14 protein-coding genes are annotated in these 13164 nt (G+C 70.6%); 5 read left to right on the plus strand and 9 right to left on the minus strand.

The window, feature by feature from the left end:
• The first annotated feature begins 12 nt into the window (after positions 1–12).
• Both ACZ432_RS06080 and ACZ432_RS06085 read left to right on the plus strand, forming a co-directional pair.
• On the plus strand, positions 13–903 hold the full coding sequence (locus tag ACZ432_RS06080; protein ID WP_426964603.1) for a YqcI/YcgG family protein: 891 nt from the start codon (positions 13–15) through the stop codon (positions 901–903).
• Positions 896–1471 carry a cysteine hydrolase family protein gene (locus ACZ432_RS06085; protein ID WP_426964604.1) on the plus strand — a complete coding sequence of 192 codons (576 nt, stop codon included), beginning with the start codon at positions 896–898 and terminating at the stop codon, positions 1469–1471. Before ACZ432_RS06080 ends, ACZ432_RS06085 begins: the two co-directional genes overlap by 8 nt.
• Positions 1472–1510: 39 nt before the next feature.
• Here the strand turns inward: ACZ432_RS06085 and ACZ432_RS06090 are convergent, their stop codons facing one another.
• The 3 genes from ACZ432_RS06090 to ACZ432_RS06100 all read right to left on the minus strand — a co-directional run bounded on the left by ACZ432_RS06090 (position 1511) and on the right by ACZ432_RS06100 (position 3216).
• A complete protein-coding gene (locus ACZ432_RS06090; RefSeq protein WP_426964605.1) occupies positions 1511–2041 on the minus strand; it encodes a DUF5815 family protein in 531 nt (176 codons plus the stop codon).
• A 79-nt stretch (positions 2042–2120) separates the two neighbouring features.
• Positions 2121–2378 (minus strand): hypothetical protein, encoded by a 258-nt coding sequence (locus ACZ432_RS06095; RefSeq protein WP_426964606.1) that lies wholly within the window; start codon positions 2376–2378, stop codon positions 2121–2123.
• 145 nt (positions 2379–2523) lie between these two features.
• The gene (locus ACZ432_RS06100; RefSeq protein ID WP_426964607.1) at positions 2524–3216 is read right to left on the minus strand and encodes a DUF4013 domain-containing protein; all 693 of its coding nucleotides are present in this window, start codon (positions 3214–3216) and stop codon (positions 2524–2526) included.
• A gap of 103 nt (positions 3217–3319) precedes the next feature.
• Between ACZ432_RS06100 and ACZ432_RS06105 the strand changes: the two genes are divergently transcribed.
• The 3 genes from ACZ432_RS06105 (at position 3320) to ACZ432_RS06115 (ending at position 6262) form a co-directional block, all read left to right on the plus strand.
• Positions 3320–4033 carry a 5-formyltetrahydrofolate cyclo-ligase gene (locus ACZ432_RS06105; RefSeq protein WP_426964608.1) on the plus strand — a complete coding sequence of 238 codons (714 nt, stop codon included), beginning with the start codon at positions 3320–3322 and terminating at the stop codon, positions 4031–4033.
• 74 nt (positions 4034–4107) lie between these two features.
• Positions 4108–5403, plus strand: a complete 1296-nt coding sequence (locus tag ACZ432_RS06110) for a TIGR00341 family protein (protein ID WP_426964609.1) — start codon at positions 4108–4110, stop codon at positions 5401–5403.
• Between the two features lie 106 nt (positions 5404–5509).
• Entirely contained in the window at positions 5510–6262 is a 753-nt protein-coding gene (locus ACZ432_RS06115) for an SIMPL domain-containing protein (RefSeq protein ID WP_426964610.1), read from the plus strand.
• A gap of 596 nt (positions 6263–6858) precedes the next feature.
• On the opposite strand, the gene serS is transcribed toward ACZ432_RS06115, so the two are convergent.
• The 6 genes from serS to ACZ432_RS06145 all read right to left on the minus strand — a co-directional run bounded on the left by serS (position 6859) and on the right by ACZ432_RS06145 (position 13034).
• A complete protein-coding gene (gene serS, locus ACZ432_RS06120) occupies positions 6859–8229 on the minus strand; it encodes a serine--tRNA ligase (protein ID WP_426964611.1) in 1371 nt (456 codons plus the stop codon).
• Positions 8230–8340: 111 nt separating this feature from the next.
• The gene (locus tag ACZ432_RS06125; RefSeq protein WP_426964612.1) at positions 8341–9114 is read right to left on the minus strand and encodes a Nif3-like dinuclear metal center hexameric protein; all 774 of its coding nucleotides are present in this window, start codon (positions 9112–9114) and stop codon (positions 8341–8343) included.
• Between the two features lie 729 nt (positions 9115–9843).
• Entirely contained in the window at positions 9844–10551 is a 708-nt protein-coding gene (locus ACZ432_RS06130) for a hypothetical protein (protein WP_426964613.1), read from the minus strand.
• A 55-nt stretch (positions 10552–10606) separates the two neighbouring features.
• Positions 10607–12337 (minus strand): cytochrome c oxidase subunit I, encoded by a 1731-nt coding sequence (locus ACZ432_RS06135; RefSeq protein ID WP_426964614.1) that lies wholly within the window; start codon positions 12335–12337, stop codon positions 10607–10609.
• A gap of 1 nt (position 12338) precedes the next feature.
• Positions 12339–12881 (minus strand): cupredoxin domain-containing protein, encoded by a 543-nt coding sequence (locus tag ACZ432_RS06140; protein ID WP_058366330.1) that lies wholly within the window; start codon positions 12879–12881, stop codon positions 12339–12341.
• Positions 12882–12887: 6 nt separating this feature from the next.
• Positions 12888–13034 carry a hypothetical protein gene (locus tag ACZ432_RS06145; protein WP_176696662.1) on the minus strand — a complete coding sequence of 49 codons (147 nt, stop codon included), beginning with the start codon at positions 13032–13034 and terminating at the stop codon, positions 12888–12890.
• Between the last annotated feature and the right edge of the window lie 130 nt (positions 13035–13164).

The following is a 13164-nucleotide window of genomic DNA, read 5'->3' on the forward strand; positions in this document are numbered from 1 at the left end:
CGAACTCGCCCCATGAACGAGCCGGGGATCGACGGCGTCCTGCTGGATCAGAGCGCGCTCCGGGACAGGATCGACGACGGCGTCCCCGAATGGGTCGAGCGGCACTACGAGACGTTCCGCGCGTCCATGCTCGGGGAGCGGAACGACACCCCGTTCCCCTGTTACTTCGGCATCGAGGCCGAACGCGAGGGCGACCTGCTGTATACGGTCTGTGACTCGCTGACCGACCCCGCGGCCCTGCTCCGGCTGCGCGACGCCCTGCTGGAGTACCTCGACGCCTACGAGGACCACGCCGAGCGCGCGCCGCTGGTGACCTACTTCCGCCCGCCGGCGGACGATTTCTCGGAGGCCGACTACCACGAGGCGCTGTGGCACGTTCTGCAGTTCCTCCACGTCCACGACCCCGAGCCCTGGCCCGAGGACGTGCCGACCGACCCCGACGACCCCTACTGGGAGTTCTGTTTCGGCGGCGAGCCCCTGTTCCCGACCTGTCGAGCGCCCTTCTACGACGAGCGTCGGAGCCGGTACTGCCCGGTCGGACTGGAGATAACCTTCCAGCCGCGGGCGGTCTTCGAGGGCGTCACCGCCGACACGGAGGCCGGACAACGGGCCCGCGAGGTCATCCAGGGACGGCTGGAGGAGTACGACGGCGTCTGTCCGCACGCGGACCTGGGCGACTACGGCGTGGCCGGCGACCGCGAGTGGCCCCAGTACCTCTTCCGCGAGGAGGAGGACGAAGCGCCCGACGCCTGCCCGATGACCGTCGACCGCGAGCATCCGAAGGTGGACGACTGGCTGTTGGAGCCGGGTGCGTGGCGGCGGTTCGACTCGGGGGACGACGGCACCGCGCCGCGCGACCGCGGCGGCGCGCCCGCGACCGACGGGGGCGTCCGCGATGTCTGAGGACGGCGAGCGGCGTCCGCTGGATCGAAAGCTCGACGACGCCGTACTCCTGCTGATCGATTTCCAGCGCGGATTCGACGGGCCGGCGTACGGCGAGCGCAACAACCGCGACGCGGAGGCGGTCGCGGCCGACCTGCTCGGGCGCTGGCGCGAGGCGGGGCGGCCGGTCGCGCACGTCAGACACGCTTCCACCGAGTCGGGCTCCCCGCTCCGCCCCGAGTCGCCGGGCTTCGCGTGGAAGCCGGGACTGGAACCGCTCGACGGCGAGGCGGTCTTCGAGAAGTCCGTCAACGGCGCGTTTCTCGACACGGGGCTGGAGGAGTGGCTCCGCGAGCGCGGCGCCGAGACGCTCGTCGTCTGCGGGCTGACGACGGACCACTGCGTCTCCACCACGGTCCGGATGGCCGAGAACCGCGGCTACGAGGTGTTGCTCGTCCGGGACGCGACCGCGGCCCACGAGCGCGAACTCGACGGGGAGCGCATCGATCCGGAGACGATCCACTGGACCGCGCTCGCGCACCTCAGCGGGGAGTTCGCGGAGATAGTCGAGGCCGCGGACCTGCAGTAAGTCGGGGCGTGAAGGACCGACTGCGTGGCTGCGAGACGACTACGCGTAGGGGTCCTCGGCGTCGAGATCGCGCTCGTCGCGGTACTGGTCGACGAACGCGCTCACGTCGAACTCGTGCATCATCCCCTCGAACTCGCGGAGCGCGCCCTCGTCCTCGCCGTGGCTGACGGCGTGTTCCATCAGCTCGATCACGAGTTCGACGACGACCTCGTGGAGCCGGCGGGCGTCGAAGTCGGCCACCCACACGAGCGCGTAGCCCACGTCCGCGTCCTCTGAGGCGTCCTCCGCGACGACCGCCTCGGGGAACTCCTCCATCACGATGCCCATGAGGTGCGGGGTGCCGAACTCCCGCATCTCCTCGCTGGTCGTGTCGATGGCCTCCCGCAGCACCTCGACCAGGAAGTCGGGGAGGAAGCGCTCCGGGGGATGGACGTCCATCACGACCGCGTGCGCGTCGCCGCAGTCACACTGGTACTCGCGCATCCCGAGGTCGAGGTCGCCGAAGCGGACCGTCTCGCCGCAGGGAAGCTCGATGACGCTCCCCTCGCCGGGGACGCGTGGGTCGGACATACCCGCCGTTGGCCGCCGTCGCGGGTAAAAGGCGCGGATGCGGGTCGAAGGGACGGAGAGGAGGGGACGTGCGACCGCGCTACTCGAAGTCCTCGTAGCCGCCGTTCTCCTCGTCCGCTTCGTCGGCGTCCTCCTCTTCCTCGTCCGCCTCGTCGGCGTCAGCGGCCTCCGAACCGCGCTCACCGCCGTGCGTCTCGACTTCGGCCTCGATCTCGATCTCGACGCCGCTCGCCTCGTAGCTCGCCTCGATCAACTCGGCGTCCTCGCGCTCGACCTCCAGTTCGTCGGCGTCCACTTCCACCTCTACCTCCAAGTCGACGGTCACGTCCTCGGACATGGCGGTCGACGGTTCGGCCGCGAACAGGAAAGGTGCTCCGGCGGTGCCGCCGGCTCCTGCGCCGCGGCGGTCGCGGCGGTCGCAGCGTGAGACCGCGGCCGAGTCGCGACGGTCGCGGCGCGACGATTGCGGCCGAGTCGCGGCGTCAGACCGCGGCCGAGGCGGTGCCGCTTCCGCCGAGCGTGACGCGGTCGCTCACGCTGGCGAAGGCGGTGCCGAACATCCGGAAGATCGCGACCTGCCCGTAGAACTGCAGGAACGGGAGGAGCACGATCCCGACGACCGTGACCGCGAGCACCAGGGTGGCGATCCAGAGGACGAACGTGACGACGATCGGCAACAGCACCGCCACGAGGTACTCCGTGCTGAAAAGCACCGGCCGGAGGATCGACACGTCGAACGCCGCGCCCGCCGAACCGCGGGCGGCGTAGGCGGTCAGCGCCGCCGGCACGGCGTAGTAGACCAGGAACAGCACCGGCAGGAACGCCAGCGCGGCGATCGCGCCGAGGCTGCCGACCAGCGCGCCGGCGTCGCCACCGATCGCGCCGCCGGCGCCGAGCACGACGAAGACGAACACGAAGTAGACGAGGAGCGGGACGATCGTGTACGCGAGCGCGATGGCCGTCGCGACGATCCCCTTCACGAGCAGGTCGCCCCACGCCTCGAACTCGGGCGGGTCCTCGGCGCCCGCGACGGTCGTCTCCAGCACCTGTACCAGATACCCCATCAGCGCGAACGCCGGGATCAGCAGGAACGAGAGGAAGCCCAGCACGCCGCCGATGATCACGCGTCCGATCCAGTCGCCCCGAACGGGGTACGAGAGTCCGTCTTCGAGCATGTCGGCCGAACATCCCACACTCAATACATAAACGTTGCGACGGATCGGCGTCGGACGCCGCCGCCGTCGGTGCGTTCTTGCCTCCCGCGACCCATCGCGGGGCATGGACAAGCAGGCCGTTCGCGAGTCGGTCTGGGACGCGCTGGAGGCAGAGGGGATCGCGCGGTTCCCCTTCCCGCCGCACGGCCGCATCCCCAACTTCGCGGGCGCGAGTGAGGCGGCGGAGCGACTGGCGGCGACCGAGGAGTGGGCCGCCGCGGCGACGCTGAAGTGCAACCCCGACGCGCCGCAGCTGCCGGTTCGGCGGGCCGCGCTGCGGGCGGGGAAGACCGTCTACGCGGCACAGCCCCGACTCCGGGACCCGGAGCCGTTCCTGGAGCTCGACCCCGACGCGGTGCCGGACGTGGACGACGCGACCACCGTCTCGGGCATCTCCGAACACGGCGTGCCGGTCGGGCCGGAGGACGTCCCCGACATCGACCTGATCGTCTCCGGCTCCGTCGCGGTCACGCCGGCGGGCGCGCGGGTCGGCAAGGGCGAGGGGTACAGCGACCTCGAGTGGGCGATGCTGGCCGAGCTCGACGCCGTCGGCCCCGAGACGACCGTCGCGACCACGGTCCACGAGCGACAGGTGCTCGACCCCGCCGACGCGCCCGCGCCGGACGCCCACGACGTGCCGATGGACCTGATCTGTACCCCCGAGCGGACGATCCGCACGGGGACGCCCTTCGAACGCCCACGGGGCGTGGACTGGGACGCGCTCGACGACGAGAAACTGGCGGCGATCCCGGTGCTGGCCGAGCGCGCGCCCGAGTGAGAGCCGCGACGGGCGCCGCGCGACGCGGACCGCCCGTCCCCGCTTTTTAAGCCGTCCGCGGGAGAGAGACGGACGTGCGACTGGTACAGGTGATGATCCCGGCCGGCAAGCGGGCCGCGGTGATCGACGCGCTCGACGAGGAGGGGATCGACTACGTCGTGACCGACGAGACGAGCGGCCGCGAGTTCACCGCGGTCGTCACGTTCCCCCTGCCGACGGCCGCGGTCGAACCGGTGCTCGACCGGCTTCGCGACGCCGGCATCGACGAGCGGACCTACACCGTCATCGTCTCGGCGGAGACGGTCATCTCCAGACGCTTCGAGCAGTTGGAGGAGAGCTACGCCGAGCAGTCGGACCGGAGCGAGGACCGGATCGCGCGCGAGGAGCTGCAGACGAAGGCGGAGAACCTCGTCTCCGGCACCGGCACCTACGTCCTGATGACGGTCGTCTCCGCGGTGATCGCCACCGCGGGACTGCTCCTCGACTCGCCCGCCACGGTGGTCGGCTCGATGGTGATCGCGCCGCTCATCGGCCCGGCGATGTCCGCGGCGGTCGGGACCGTGGTCGACGACGACGAGCTGTTCCGGAAGGGGATCCGGCTGCAGGCGCTCGGCGTCGGGCTCGCGGTCGCGGCCGCCGCCGTCTTCGCCGCCGGCCTCCGGACGCTGAATCTCGTTCCGCCGGGGATGGACCCGCTGGCGCTCGCGGAGGTGTCGGAGCGACTCGCGCCGAACGTGCTGGCGCTGGCAGTCGCCATCGGCGCCGGCATCGCGGGCATCGTCTCGCTCATCACCGGCGTCTCCTCCGCGCTCGTCGGCGTCATGATCGCGGTGGCGCTCATCCCGCCGGCCGCGGCGGTGGGCATCGGCATCGCGTTCAACATCCCCCGGCTCGCGATCGGCGCGGGCGTGCTGGTGCTCGTGAACGTGCTCTCGATCAACCTCGCGGCGCTCGTGATGCTGTGGTACGAGGGGTACCGCCCGGACTCGTGGTTCCGACAGGCGGAGGCGAAGTCGGCGCTGATCAAGCGCGCGACGGTGCTCGTGGCCGCCATCGCACTCCTCTCGGTGTTCCTCGGCGGCGTCACCTACGACGCCTACGCGGCCGCGACGACCGAGGAGCAGGTGCGGACGGCCGTCGGCGAGGAGCTGGAGCGCGCGGAGGCACAGCTCGACCTGCTGGACCTGGAGCTGCACCGGACCGGGACCGTCCCGCCGCTGGAGCTCGAACGCGTCACCGTCACCGTCGGCGCCGAGCCCGGCGGAACCGTCTCCGGGCTGGCCGACCGGCTCGACCAGCGGATCGAGGCCGCGACCGGCACGTCCGTCACCGTGGAGGTCCGGATCGTCGCGGTCGAGCGAGCGACCTGAGCGCCGGAGAGCGGCCGAACCGGCCGAGGGCGACCCGCCGGCCGTGACACAAACCGCTCTTTGTGTCAACGGCACGTTAAGGGAGCCGGGGTGCGACGGGTCGCGTATGGACGGACGAACACGAAAGCTGCTGGCCGCGCTCGCGGCCGTCGCGCTGCTGGCGACCGCCGGCTGCGCGGGGCTCGCGGGCGGGCAGACGGACGCGTCGACGACGAGCGAGGACGCCCCCGAGCGCACCATCGAGGTGAGCGCCGGCGGGGAGGCGACCGCCGAACCGGACCGCGCCACCCTGACGGTGTCGGTGCTCGCGACCGGCGACAACCCCGAGGAGGTGCGCCAGTCGCTGGCCGAGCGCGACGACGGCCTGCGCGACGCGCTGATCGAGTGGGGCGTCGCCGAGGACCGGATCCGCACCGAGTACTACTCCATCCGCGAGACGCGGGAGTCCCGCGAGCGACCGAACGTCACCACCTACGAGGGCCAGCACCGCTACGAGGTCGTGCTCCACGACGTCGAGGCGGTCGGCGAGGTGATCGACGTGGCCGTCGACGCCGGTGCGGACGGCGTCGACCGCATCAGCTTCGGTCTGAGCGACGAGCGCGAGCAGGAACTCCGCGAGGAGGCGCTGGAGAACGCGATGGAGAACGCCGACGCCGACGCCGCGGTGCTGGCCAACAGCTCCGGGCTGACCGTCGACGGCGTCTACGCCGTCTCCACCGCACAGACCAGCGTCAACCCGTACACGACGCGGTACGCGGCAGAAACGGCCGAGGCGGGCGACGCCGCGACCGGCGTCGAGACCGGCGACGTGAGCGTCTCCGTCGACGTGCGCGTCGTCTACGAGGCGAGCGAGAGCTAAGCAGTCGGTCGGAGCGGTTCGGACCAGTCGTCGGACGATTTTTCTGGATCAGTCAAGCGCGCTGCTGTGCTCACCGCCAACATCCAGAACGCCCTCGACCGCTCGCCATACGTCGGTTTTTGTGTGATCAAGCGTTCTGCTGTGCTTGCCGACAACACCCAGAAAGCCCTCGACCGCTCGCGGGCGCTCAGCGACATATCGGCGCTCTCCGGCGGGCGAGACAAACCGCGTCTCGCTGCTCTCCAGCGTGCAGTGGCGCGCTGGAGACACCGCCCGCGCCGATAGGGGTCGTCTGAGCGCCCGCGACCGGCCTCGCCCTTTCAGTCCGCCAGGACCGGGATTGTGGAGTCAGCCATCGCGGTCAGTTGCTCGGTGACTCTCTACGCCGGCTGTCGAGTCAAGCGTGGCCTCACGCCTCCCCAGCCTCAGCCGCCCGCGGCCTCCGCGATGCTCCGGCCGCGGGCGGGCTTCCCTCGCGCGCGTCACTCGCGCGCGCCGAGCGTTGGACAGCCTGCTGGGGCTTTCCGGGTGCTACTGTCCCGGTCAGAAGTATCGACGTCCGGGTGAGAGACGCCGCAGCCACCGACGTCCGTGACCTATTCGTCGCCCAGCGCCGATTCGCCGACCGCGTCGTGGCCGTCGATGACCGAGGTCCCGCCCATGTACGGCTGTAGGGCCTCCGGGACGTCGACGGTGCCGTCGTCGTTCTGGTAGTACTCCAGGATCGCCACGACGACGCGAGGGACCGCGAGCCCCGAGCCGTTGAGCGTGTGGAGGTAGTCGGCCGACTCGTGGTGCTCCTCGCGGTACCGGATGCCGGCGCGGCGCGCCTGGAAGTCCCCGAAGTTGGAGACCGACGAGACCTCCAGCCATCGACCCCCCTGCTCGGGGCCGTCCGCCATGTCGTCGCCGGGCGCCCACACCTCGATGTCGTACTTCTTCGCCTGGGTGAAGCCGAGGTCGCCGGTACACATCTCCAGGATGCGGTACGGGAGGTCGAGCCGGCGGAGCACCTCCTCGGCCTCGTCGAGCAGGCCCTCGAAGCGCTCGTCGCTCGCCTCGGGCTTCACGAAGTTGACCATCTCCACCTTGTTGAACTGGTGGACGCGGACGATGCCGCGGGTCTCGGTGCCGTGCTCGCCCGCCTCCTGGCGGAAGTTCGGCGAGTAGGCCTGATACTTCAGCGGGAGGTCCTCAGACAGCAGGATCTCGTCGCGGTGCATGTTGGTGACGGGCACCTCCGCGGTCGGGAGCAGCCAGAGGTCCTCGTCGTCGTACTCGTCGGCGTTGTCGCCCTCGATCCGGTAGGCGTCCTCGGTGAACTTGGGGAACTGGCCGGTGCCGCGCATCGACGCCGAGTTGACCGGGATCGGCGGGAACACGTCGCGGTACCCCTGCTCGCGGTGGACGTCGAGCATGAACTGGACCAGCGCGTGCTCCAGCCGGGCGCCGTCGCCCTTGGCAAAGTAGAAGCCGCCGCCGGAGACCTTCGCGCCGCGGTCGAAGTCGAGGATCTCCAGCTCCTCGCCCAGGTCGTAGTGCGGAACGACCGTCTCCGGGAGCCCGCGCAAGTCGTCGAACCCCTCGCGGCGGCGCTCGACGTTCTCCGACTCGTCCGCGCCGACCGGGACCGAGTCCTGCGGGATCTGCGGGAGCTCCAGCAGTCGGCGCTCCAGTTCGGTCTCCAGTTCGTCGGCGCGCGCCTCGACCTCCTGCAGCTCCGCCTTCAGCTCGCTCGAGCGCTCGATGGCCTCCTGGGCCGCCTCCTCCTCGCCGGACTGCTTCAGCTCGCCGATCCGCGAGGAGACCTCGTTGCGCTCGTGGCGCAGGTCGTCCCCGCGCGACTTGAGCTCGCGCCACTCCTCGTCGACCGCGAGCAGGCGGTCCAGATCCACATCGACGCCCTTCTGTTCGAGGGCAGCCCGCACCGTCTCCGGATTCTCCCGGACGAACTGTCGCGACAGCATTTGTCCTCCGTTCCGCGGGACGGCGGAAAACCGTATCGGAGCGTCGCCACGGCGGCACAGACCACCGAAACGTTCAGAAAGCCGGCATCGAAGCCGGAGAGCCGACCCGTCTCAGAGCCCGGTCGGGTGGTCGATGAACGTCGTCTCCAGCCCCCAGTCCTCGGTCAGTTCCTGCAGTCGGCGCACGCCGAACGTCTCCGTCGCGTAGTGGCCCGCGAGGAAGACGTTGATCCCCGCCTCGCGCGCCTCGTGGTACGTCCGGCCCTTTCCCTCGCCGGTGACGAGCGCGTCCGCGTCCGCCGCGACCGCCTCGTCCAGCCAGTCGCCGCCCGCGCCCGTCACCACCGCCACGCGGTCGATCCGGTCCGGGCCGAACGCGAGCGTCCGCGTCTCCGCAGGCCCCTGGTCGAACCCCGCCAGCGTCGCCTCCACGTCCGCGACCGACAGCGGCCCCTCGTCCGCGGCGACGGTGCCGACCGTCCCGATCGTCTCCGGTCCGACCGAGCCGAACGGCTCGCGGTCGGTCACGCCGAGCGCCGCCGCCACGCCCGCGGCGTTGCCGAGCTCCTGATGGCCGTCCAGCGGGAGGTGCGAGACGTACAGCGCCACGTCGTTCTCGATCAGGGGGGCGATCCGGCCGTACGCGCGCCCCGTCACGCGCTCGATCCCGCCCCACGAGACGCCGTGGTGGGCGACCAGCGCGTCCGCCCCCGCGTCGACGGCGGCCTCCGCGGTCGCCTCGACCGCGTCGACCGCGAAGGCGACGCGCTCGACCGTCCCCTCCTCGGGGCCGACCTGCAGGCCGTTCGCGCTCGCGTCCAGGTCGGCGTACGCGGCGGTGTCGAGTCGCTCGTCCAGTCGGTCGACGAACGCTGAAAGTTCCATGGAGGCGCCTCGCGGCCCGAGAGGAAAAGCGGGGCGGTCGCGGCGGGGAGGAACGGCGACGGTGGTAGTGGGTGCTGTGGCGGTGAGGTAGCTGTGGTGGTCGGTGCTGTGACCCGTATCGATGCGGTCGGCGCGCGCGACCCTGACGCGCGCGAGGGAGGCGGCGGCGCGGCCGCCTGCTGTGCGTTGCGGTTCCGCGGCCGCGCCGCCGCCGAGGCTGGGGAGGGGCGAGGCTGCGGTGCTGTGCGGTCGCGGGGCAGTGGGTGGGACTGAAAGGGGCAGCCGGCTCGATCCGGCCCCGGCGCCTCAAGCACTCGCGGCGGGCGGTGCGGAGAGGCGCGAGCGCGCAGAGCGTGCCGCGTTCCCGCGAGGCACGAGCGGGAGCCCGTGAGTCGCAGCCCGGCAGCCCGCTACCGCAGGCAGCCCGGACCGTCTCACGACGGCCGGTCGAGCCGGCTGGGGCTTTCTGGGTGTTGCTGTCCAGATCAGCAGGATCGACAGCAGTTTCAAAAACGTCGTACAGAGAGCCGGCTGGGGCTTTCTGGACGTTGCTGTCAAGATCAGCAGGATCAGTAGCAGACACAGAAAAAGCGCCGTATAGAGAGCCGGCTGGGGCTTTCTGGACGTTGCTGTCACGATCAGCAGTCACAGAACCGGGGACACGGAACCGGAGGCACGGAACCGCCCGGACGCGGCGGCGCGCCCCGTCTCACGTGCTCGACCGCGGTCTCAGGCCGGGACGGTCTGGACGTACCGCCGGAGCGTCTCGCCCTCGGCGTCGCGCAGTTCCACCACGAACTGCTTGCCCGTCGCGCCGTCGGTCAGTTCGGCCTTCCGAAGCTCGAACTCGTAGGGGGGCTCCGAAAGCGTCACGAGCTCCTCCCCGCCGGTCGTGACGACGACGCGGTCGGCGCCGCGGACGGCCTCCAGGTGACAGGCCACGAGGTCGCCCTCGTCCTCGCAGATCACGTCCGCGCCGGCGTCGGGGGCGGCGTCGCCGCCGTCCGCGAGCGGCGAGGCGTACTCGAACATCATGACGCCGGGCGTCACGGTGCCGGCGAGGAGCACGAGCGTCAGGAAGACGGACAGGTTCAGCTTGGAGGCCTGTCGCGCGAGGAACCGGGCGACCGGGTGCTCGGCGGTGCGCCGGAGTCGGATCGCGGCCGGGACGACCCCGAGGTGGGTGAGCGGCCCCCAGACGATCAGGAGGAAGCCGTACGCCATCGTGTAGGTGAGGAACCCCCAGTCCGGGCGGTACGAGAGCAGGACGCTCGAACCGGTCCAACAGAAGAAGCCGAACACGACGAGCGTCCCGCTCTTCAGCCAGCGCCACGCGGGCGTGTTGGCGTAGTAGACGCTCAACAGGTCCCGCCAGAGCTGGCGAACGACGCGTCGGAGGCCGGCCACGGGCGCTGAGGCGCGGTGGATGATCGACATGGAGTGTGTGGGGTGATCCGGACGGAGCGAAGACGACTCGCGACCGATCGGGGCGTCAGGCCCCGATCGACCACAGCTGCGTGAGCAGGTACCAGTTCAGGACGTACGCGGCGACGAACGCGGCCATGAACACCAGACAGAGGACGAACGTCCCCCGGAGCTCGACGGCGTGGACCGAGGTGCCGCCGTCCGGCGTCAGCCCGCCCTCCGCGTGGAGGTCCGTGAGGTCGCCCCCGCTGTTGTCCGCACCGAACAGCAGCGACCCGACGGTCGCGACGACGAACAGGATCCCCGAGAGGATCGCCAGCAGCGCGAAGACGCCGAACAGCGCGAACAGCGGGCTCGCGGCCGCGAGGCTGAAGTCGGTGCCGGGGATGTTCCGAACCACCTCGGCGGTGCGGCGCGGGACGCCGTAGAGGATGCCGGCGTACATCAGCATCAGCGTCGCGACGCTCATCGTCCCCGCGTAGGCGTAGGGGACGAGCGACGCCAGCCGGTCCGAGACGAACTCCCGGCGGAACATCGTCTTCACGACGAACAGGGTCAGCCCCATGAACGTCAGCGTCGTCCCGAGCGCGACGGTCGCGTGGAAGTGGCCGACGGTCGCGAGCGTGTTGTGCCAGGTCATGTTCACCTGCATCTGGCCCATCACGACGCCGGTGATGCCGCCGAGGAAGCCGAACAGGATGACGCTGAACACCACCGACGAGAAGACGGGGTTGCGCCACGGCGCGGACGTGAGCCAGCCGAACAGCCCGCCGCCGAGCCCGCGCTGGCGCCGCCCGGCCTCGATGCCGGCCGGGATGGCGAACGCGTGGATCATGCTCGCGAAGGCGGCGCCGTAGAAGGCGTAGGAGGTGTTCCAGACCCGCCAGCCGGTCGACATCCCGGGGTCGACCAGCAGGTGGTGGGCCGCGCCGAGGTTGATGAAGAACAGGTAGAGGATGAACGCCGACCGGGAGACCTTCTCGCTGACGACGACCGCGCCCCCCACGACGTGCGTGAGGAAGTACCAGACGGTCACCATCGCCAGCAGGTTGATCTGCTGGGTCCCGTGGCCGACGATCCAGTAGAGCTGGCGGTAGATGCCGACCTCGACCGACTCGATCAGGCCGACGCGCCAGACCAGCGCGTACGCGAACGCCGCGATGCCGCCGAGGATCGCCTCCACGGCGATGACCCCGGTGACGAACGCGCCGAACGTCACCAGCGGGAGCGTCTTCGTCGCCGCGCCGCGCTTCTCCGTCCAGACGGCCGCGAAGAAGGGCAGCGCGGCGACCGTCGCGCCGAGCAGGAAGACGATGGCCGTCGCGTAGAACCACGGCGACACCGGGAGCGGCACGTACGCGGTCAACAGCGGCGCCTGCTCGGGCGCCTCGGTGAACCAGATCGAGAGGTTCACGCCGACCGCGCCCGCGACCATCACGGCCCAGCCCGCCTTCGCGAGCGTCGTCAGCGGCAGTCGGCGGCCGAGCACCATCGGTCCGCCGACGTACAGCACCGCGATCTCCATGAACACCATCCAGAAGATCAGCAGGTTCCACGCGTGCAGGCTCAGGTGCGTGTAGAAGTCGCCGGGTTCGAGCAGGCCGATCAGCTCCCAGCGCGTGGTCGCGACGGTGAACGCGAAGCTCCCGCCGACGACCAGGGCGATCACGGCCGTCACGCCGAACAGCTTGACGTGCTCCTCGACCGAGCGGTGGACGTCCAGCCCGGTCACCGAGCAGCTACGATACCCCTCGGCGTCGTACTCGTTGCCGAACAGCGCGCGTAGGGTACCCAGCATCTCAGGCCTCCTCGACGACCAGCGTGCCGTGCATCGAGCGGTGCCCCTGCCCGCAGAACTCGTTGCAGATCACGTGGTAGGTCCCCGGCTCGTCGAACGTCATGGGGATCACCCACTCGTTGCCCGGGAACACCTGCAGGTTGATCTGCTTGCTCAGCGTCTCCTCGGGCCGGATCGAGAACCCGTGCTGCACGTCGTAGGCCCCGAGGTGAACGTCGTACTCGCGGCCCGCCTCCAGCACGACCGGGAGCGCGTCCCAGTTGTAGCGCATCGCGCCGACGTACACCGAGTCCTCGGGCGGCACGAGCCCGCGCTCGGTCTCCTCGGCGGCGTCCTTGTACTCCTGCACGCGCTCTCGGTACGCGTCGGGCTCAACGTCGTACGTCTCGCCGATGGGGTTCTGGTCGCCGAACTGGGTGAAGCCGCTCATCCAGCCGAAGATGCCGACCGACCAGAGGCCGGCGATCCCGAGCCAGATCGTCTCGCGGCGGTTCACCGGCTCGTCCCACCAGTTCCCCTCGGGCGGATCGAGTGGTGCTGGCATGCGTGATCACCTCACGGGCAGCGACAGCACGTCCATGATCCCCCAGCCGACGTATGCGACGAGGAAGAACAGGAACGCCGCCGCCGCCAGCAGCCAGATGCGGTTGTAGAGGCGCTGCATGAACGGCGCGTCCGCGGGTCGTTGTGCGCTCATTGGTCGCTCACGGACTTCGGTTCTCGCGGATTCCCACTGTGGGTTATCGCGCACATGTTCGTCCGGCAGTCCCGCCGATCGGGAATCGCGAGGTCCGCGGGCCGCCCGGGTCGGCCGGGTCGGAACATCG

It is taken from the genome of Haloparvum alkalitolerans (assembly GCF_055381565.1).

What these genes read in the sequence shown, in the direction of transcription:
- ACZ432_RS06080 (WP_426964603.1), top strand. Translation starts at nt 13, where the DNA reads ATGAACGAGCCGGGGATCGACGGCGTCCTGCTGGATCAGAGCGCGCTC.
- ACZ432_RS06085 (WP_426964604.1), top strand. Translation starts at nt 896, where the DNA reads ATGTCTGAGGACGGCGAGCGGCGTCCGCTGGATCGAAAGCTCGACGAC.
- ACZ432_RS06090 (WP_426964605.1), bottom strand. Translation starts at nt 2,041, where the DNA reads ATGTCCGACCCACGCGTCCCCGGCGAGGGGAGCGTCATCGAGCTTCCC.
- ACZ432_RS06095 (WP_426964606.1), bottom strand. Translation starts at nt 2,378, where the DNA reads ATGTCCGAGGACGTGACCGTCGACTTGGAGGTAGAGGTGGAAGTGGAC.
- ACZ432_RS06100 (WP_426964607.1), bottom strand. Translation starts at nt 3,216, where the DNA reads ATGCTCGAAGACGGACTCTCGTACCCCGTTCGGGGCGACTGGATCGGA.
- ACZ432_RS06105 (WP_426964608.1), top strand. Translation starts at nt 3,320, where the DNA reads ATGGACAAGCAGGCCGTTCGCGAGTCGGTCTGGGACGCGCTGGAGGCA.
- ACZ432_RS06115 (WP_426964610.1), top strand. Translation starts at nt 5,510, where the DNA reads ATGGACGGACGAACACGAAAGCTGCTGGCCGCGCTCGCGGCCGTCGCG.
- serS (WP_426964611.1), bottom strand. Translation starts at nt 8,229, where the DNA reads ATGCTGTCGCGACAGTTCGTCCGGGAGAATCCGGAGACGGTGCGGGCT.
- ACZ432_RS06125 (WP_426964612.1), bottom strand. Translation starts at nt 9,114, where the DNA reads ATGGAACTTTCAGCGTTCGTCGACCGACTGGACGAGCGACTCGACACC.
- ACZ432_RS06130 (WP_426964613.1), bottom strand. Translation starts at nt 10,551, where the DNA reads ATGTCGATCATCCACCGCGCCTCAGCGCCCGTGGCCGGCCTCCGACGC.
- ACZ432_RS06135 (WP_426964614.1), bottom strand. Translation starts at nt 12,337, where the DNA reads ATGCTGGGTACCCTACGCGCGCTGTTCGGCAACGAGTACGACGCCGAG.
- ACZ432_RS06140 (WP_058366330.1), bottom strand. Translation starts at nt 12,881, where the DNA reads ATGCCAGCACCACTCGATCCGCCCGAGGGGAACTGGTGGGACGAGCCG.
- ACZ432_RS06145 (WP_176696662.1), bottom strand. Translation starts at nt 13,034, where the DNA reads ATGAGCGCACAACGACCCGCGGACGCGCCGTTCATGCAGCGCCTCTAC.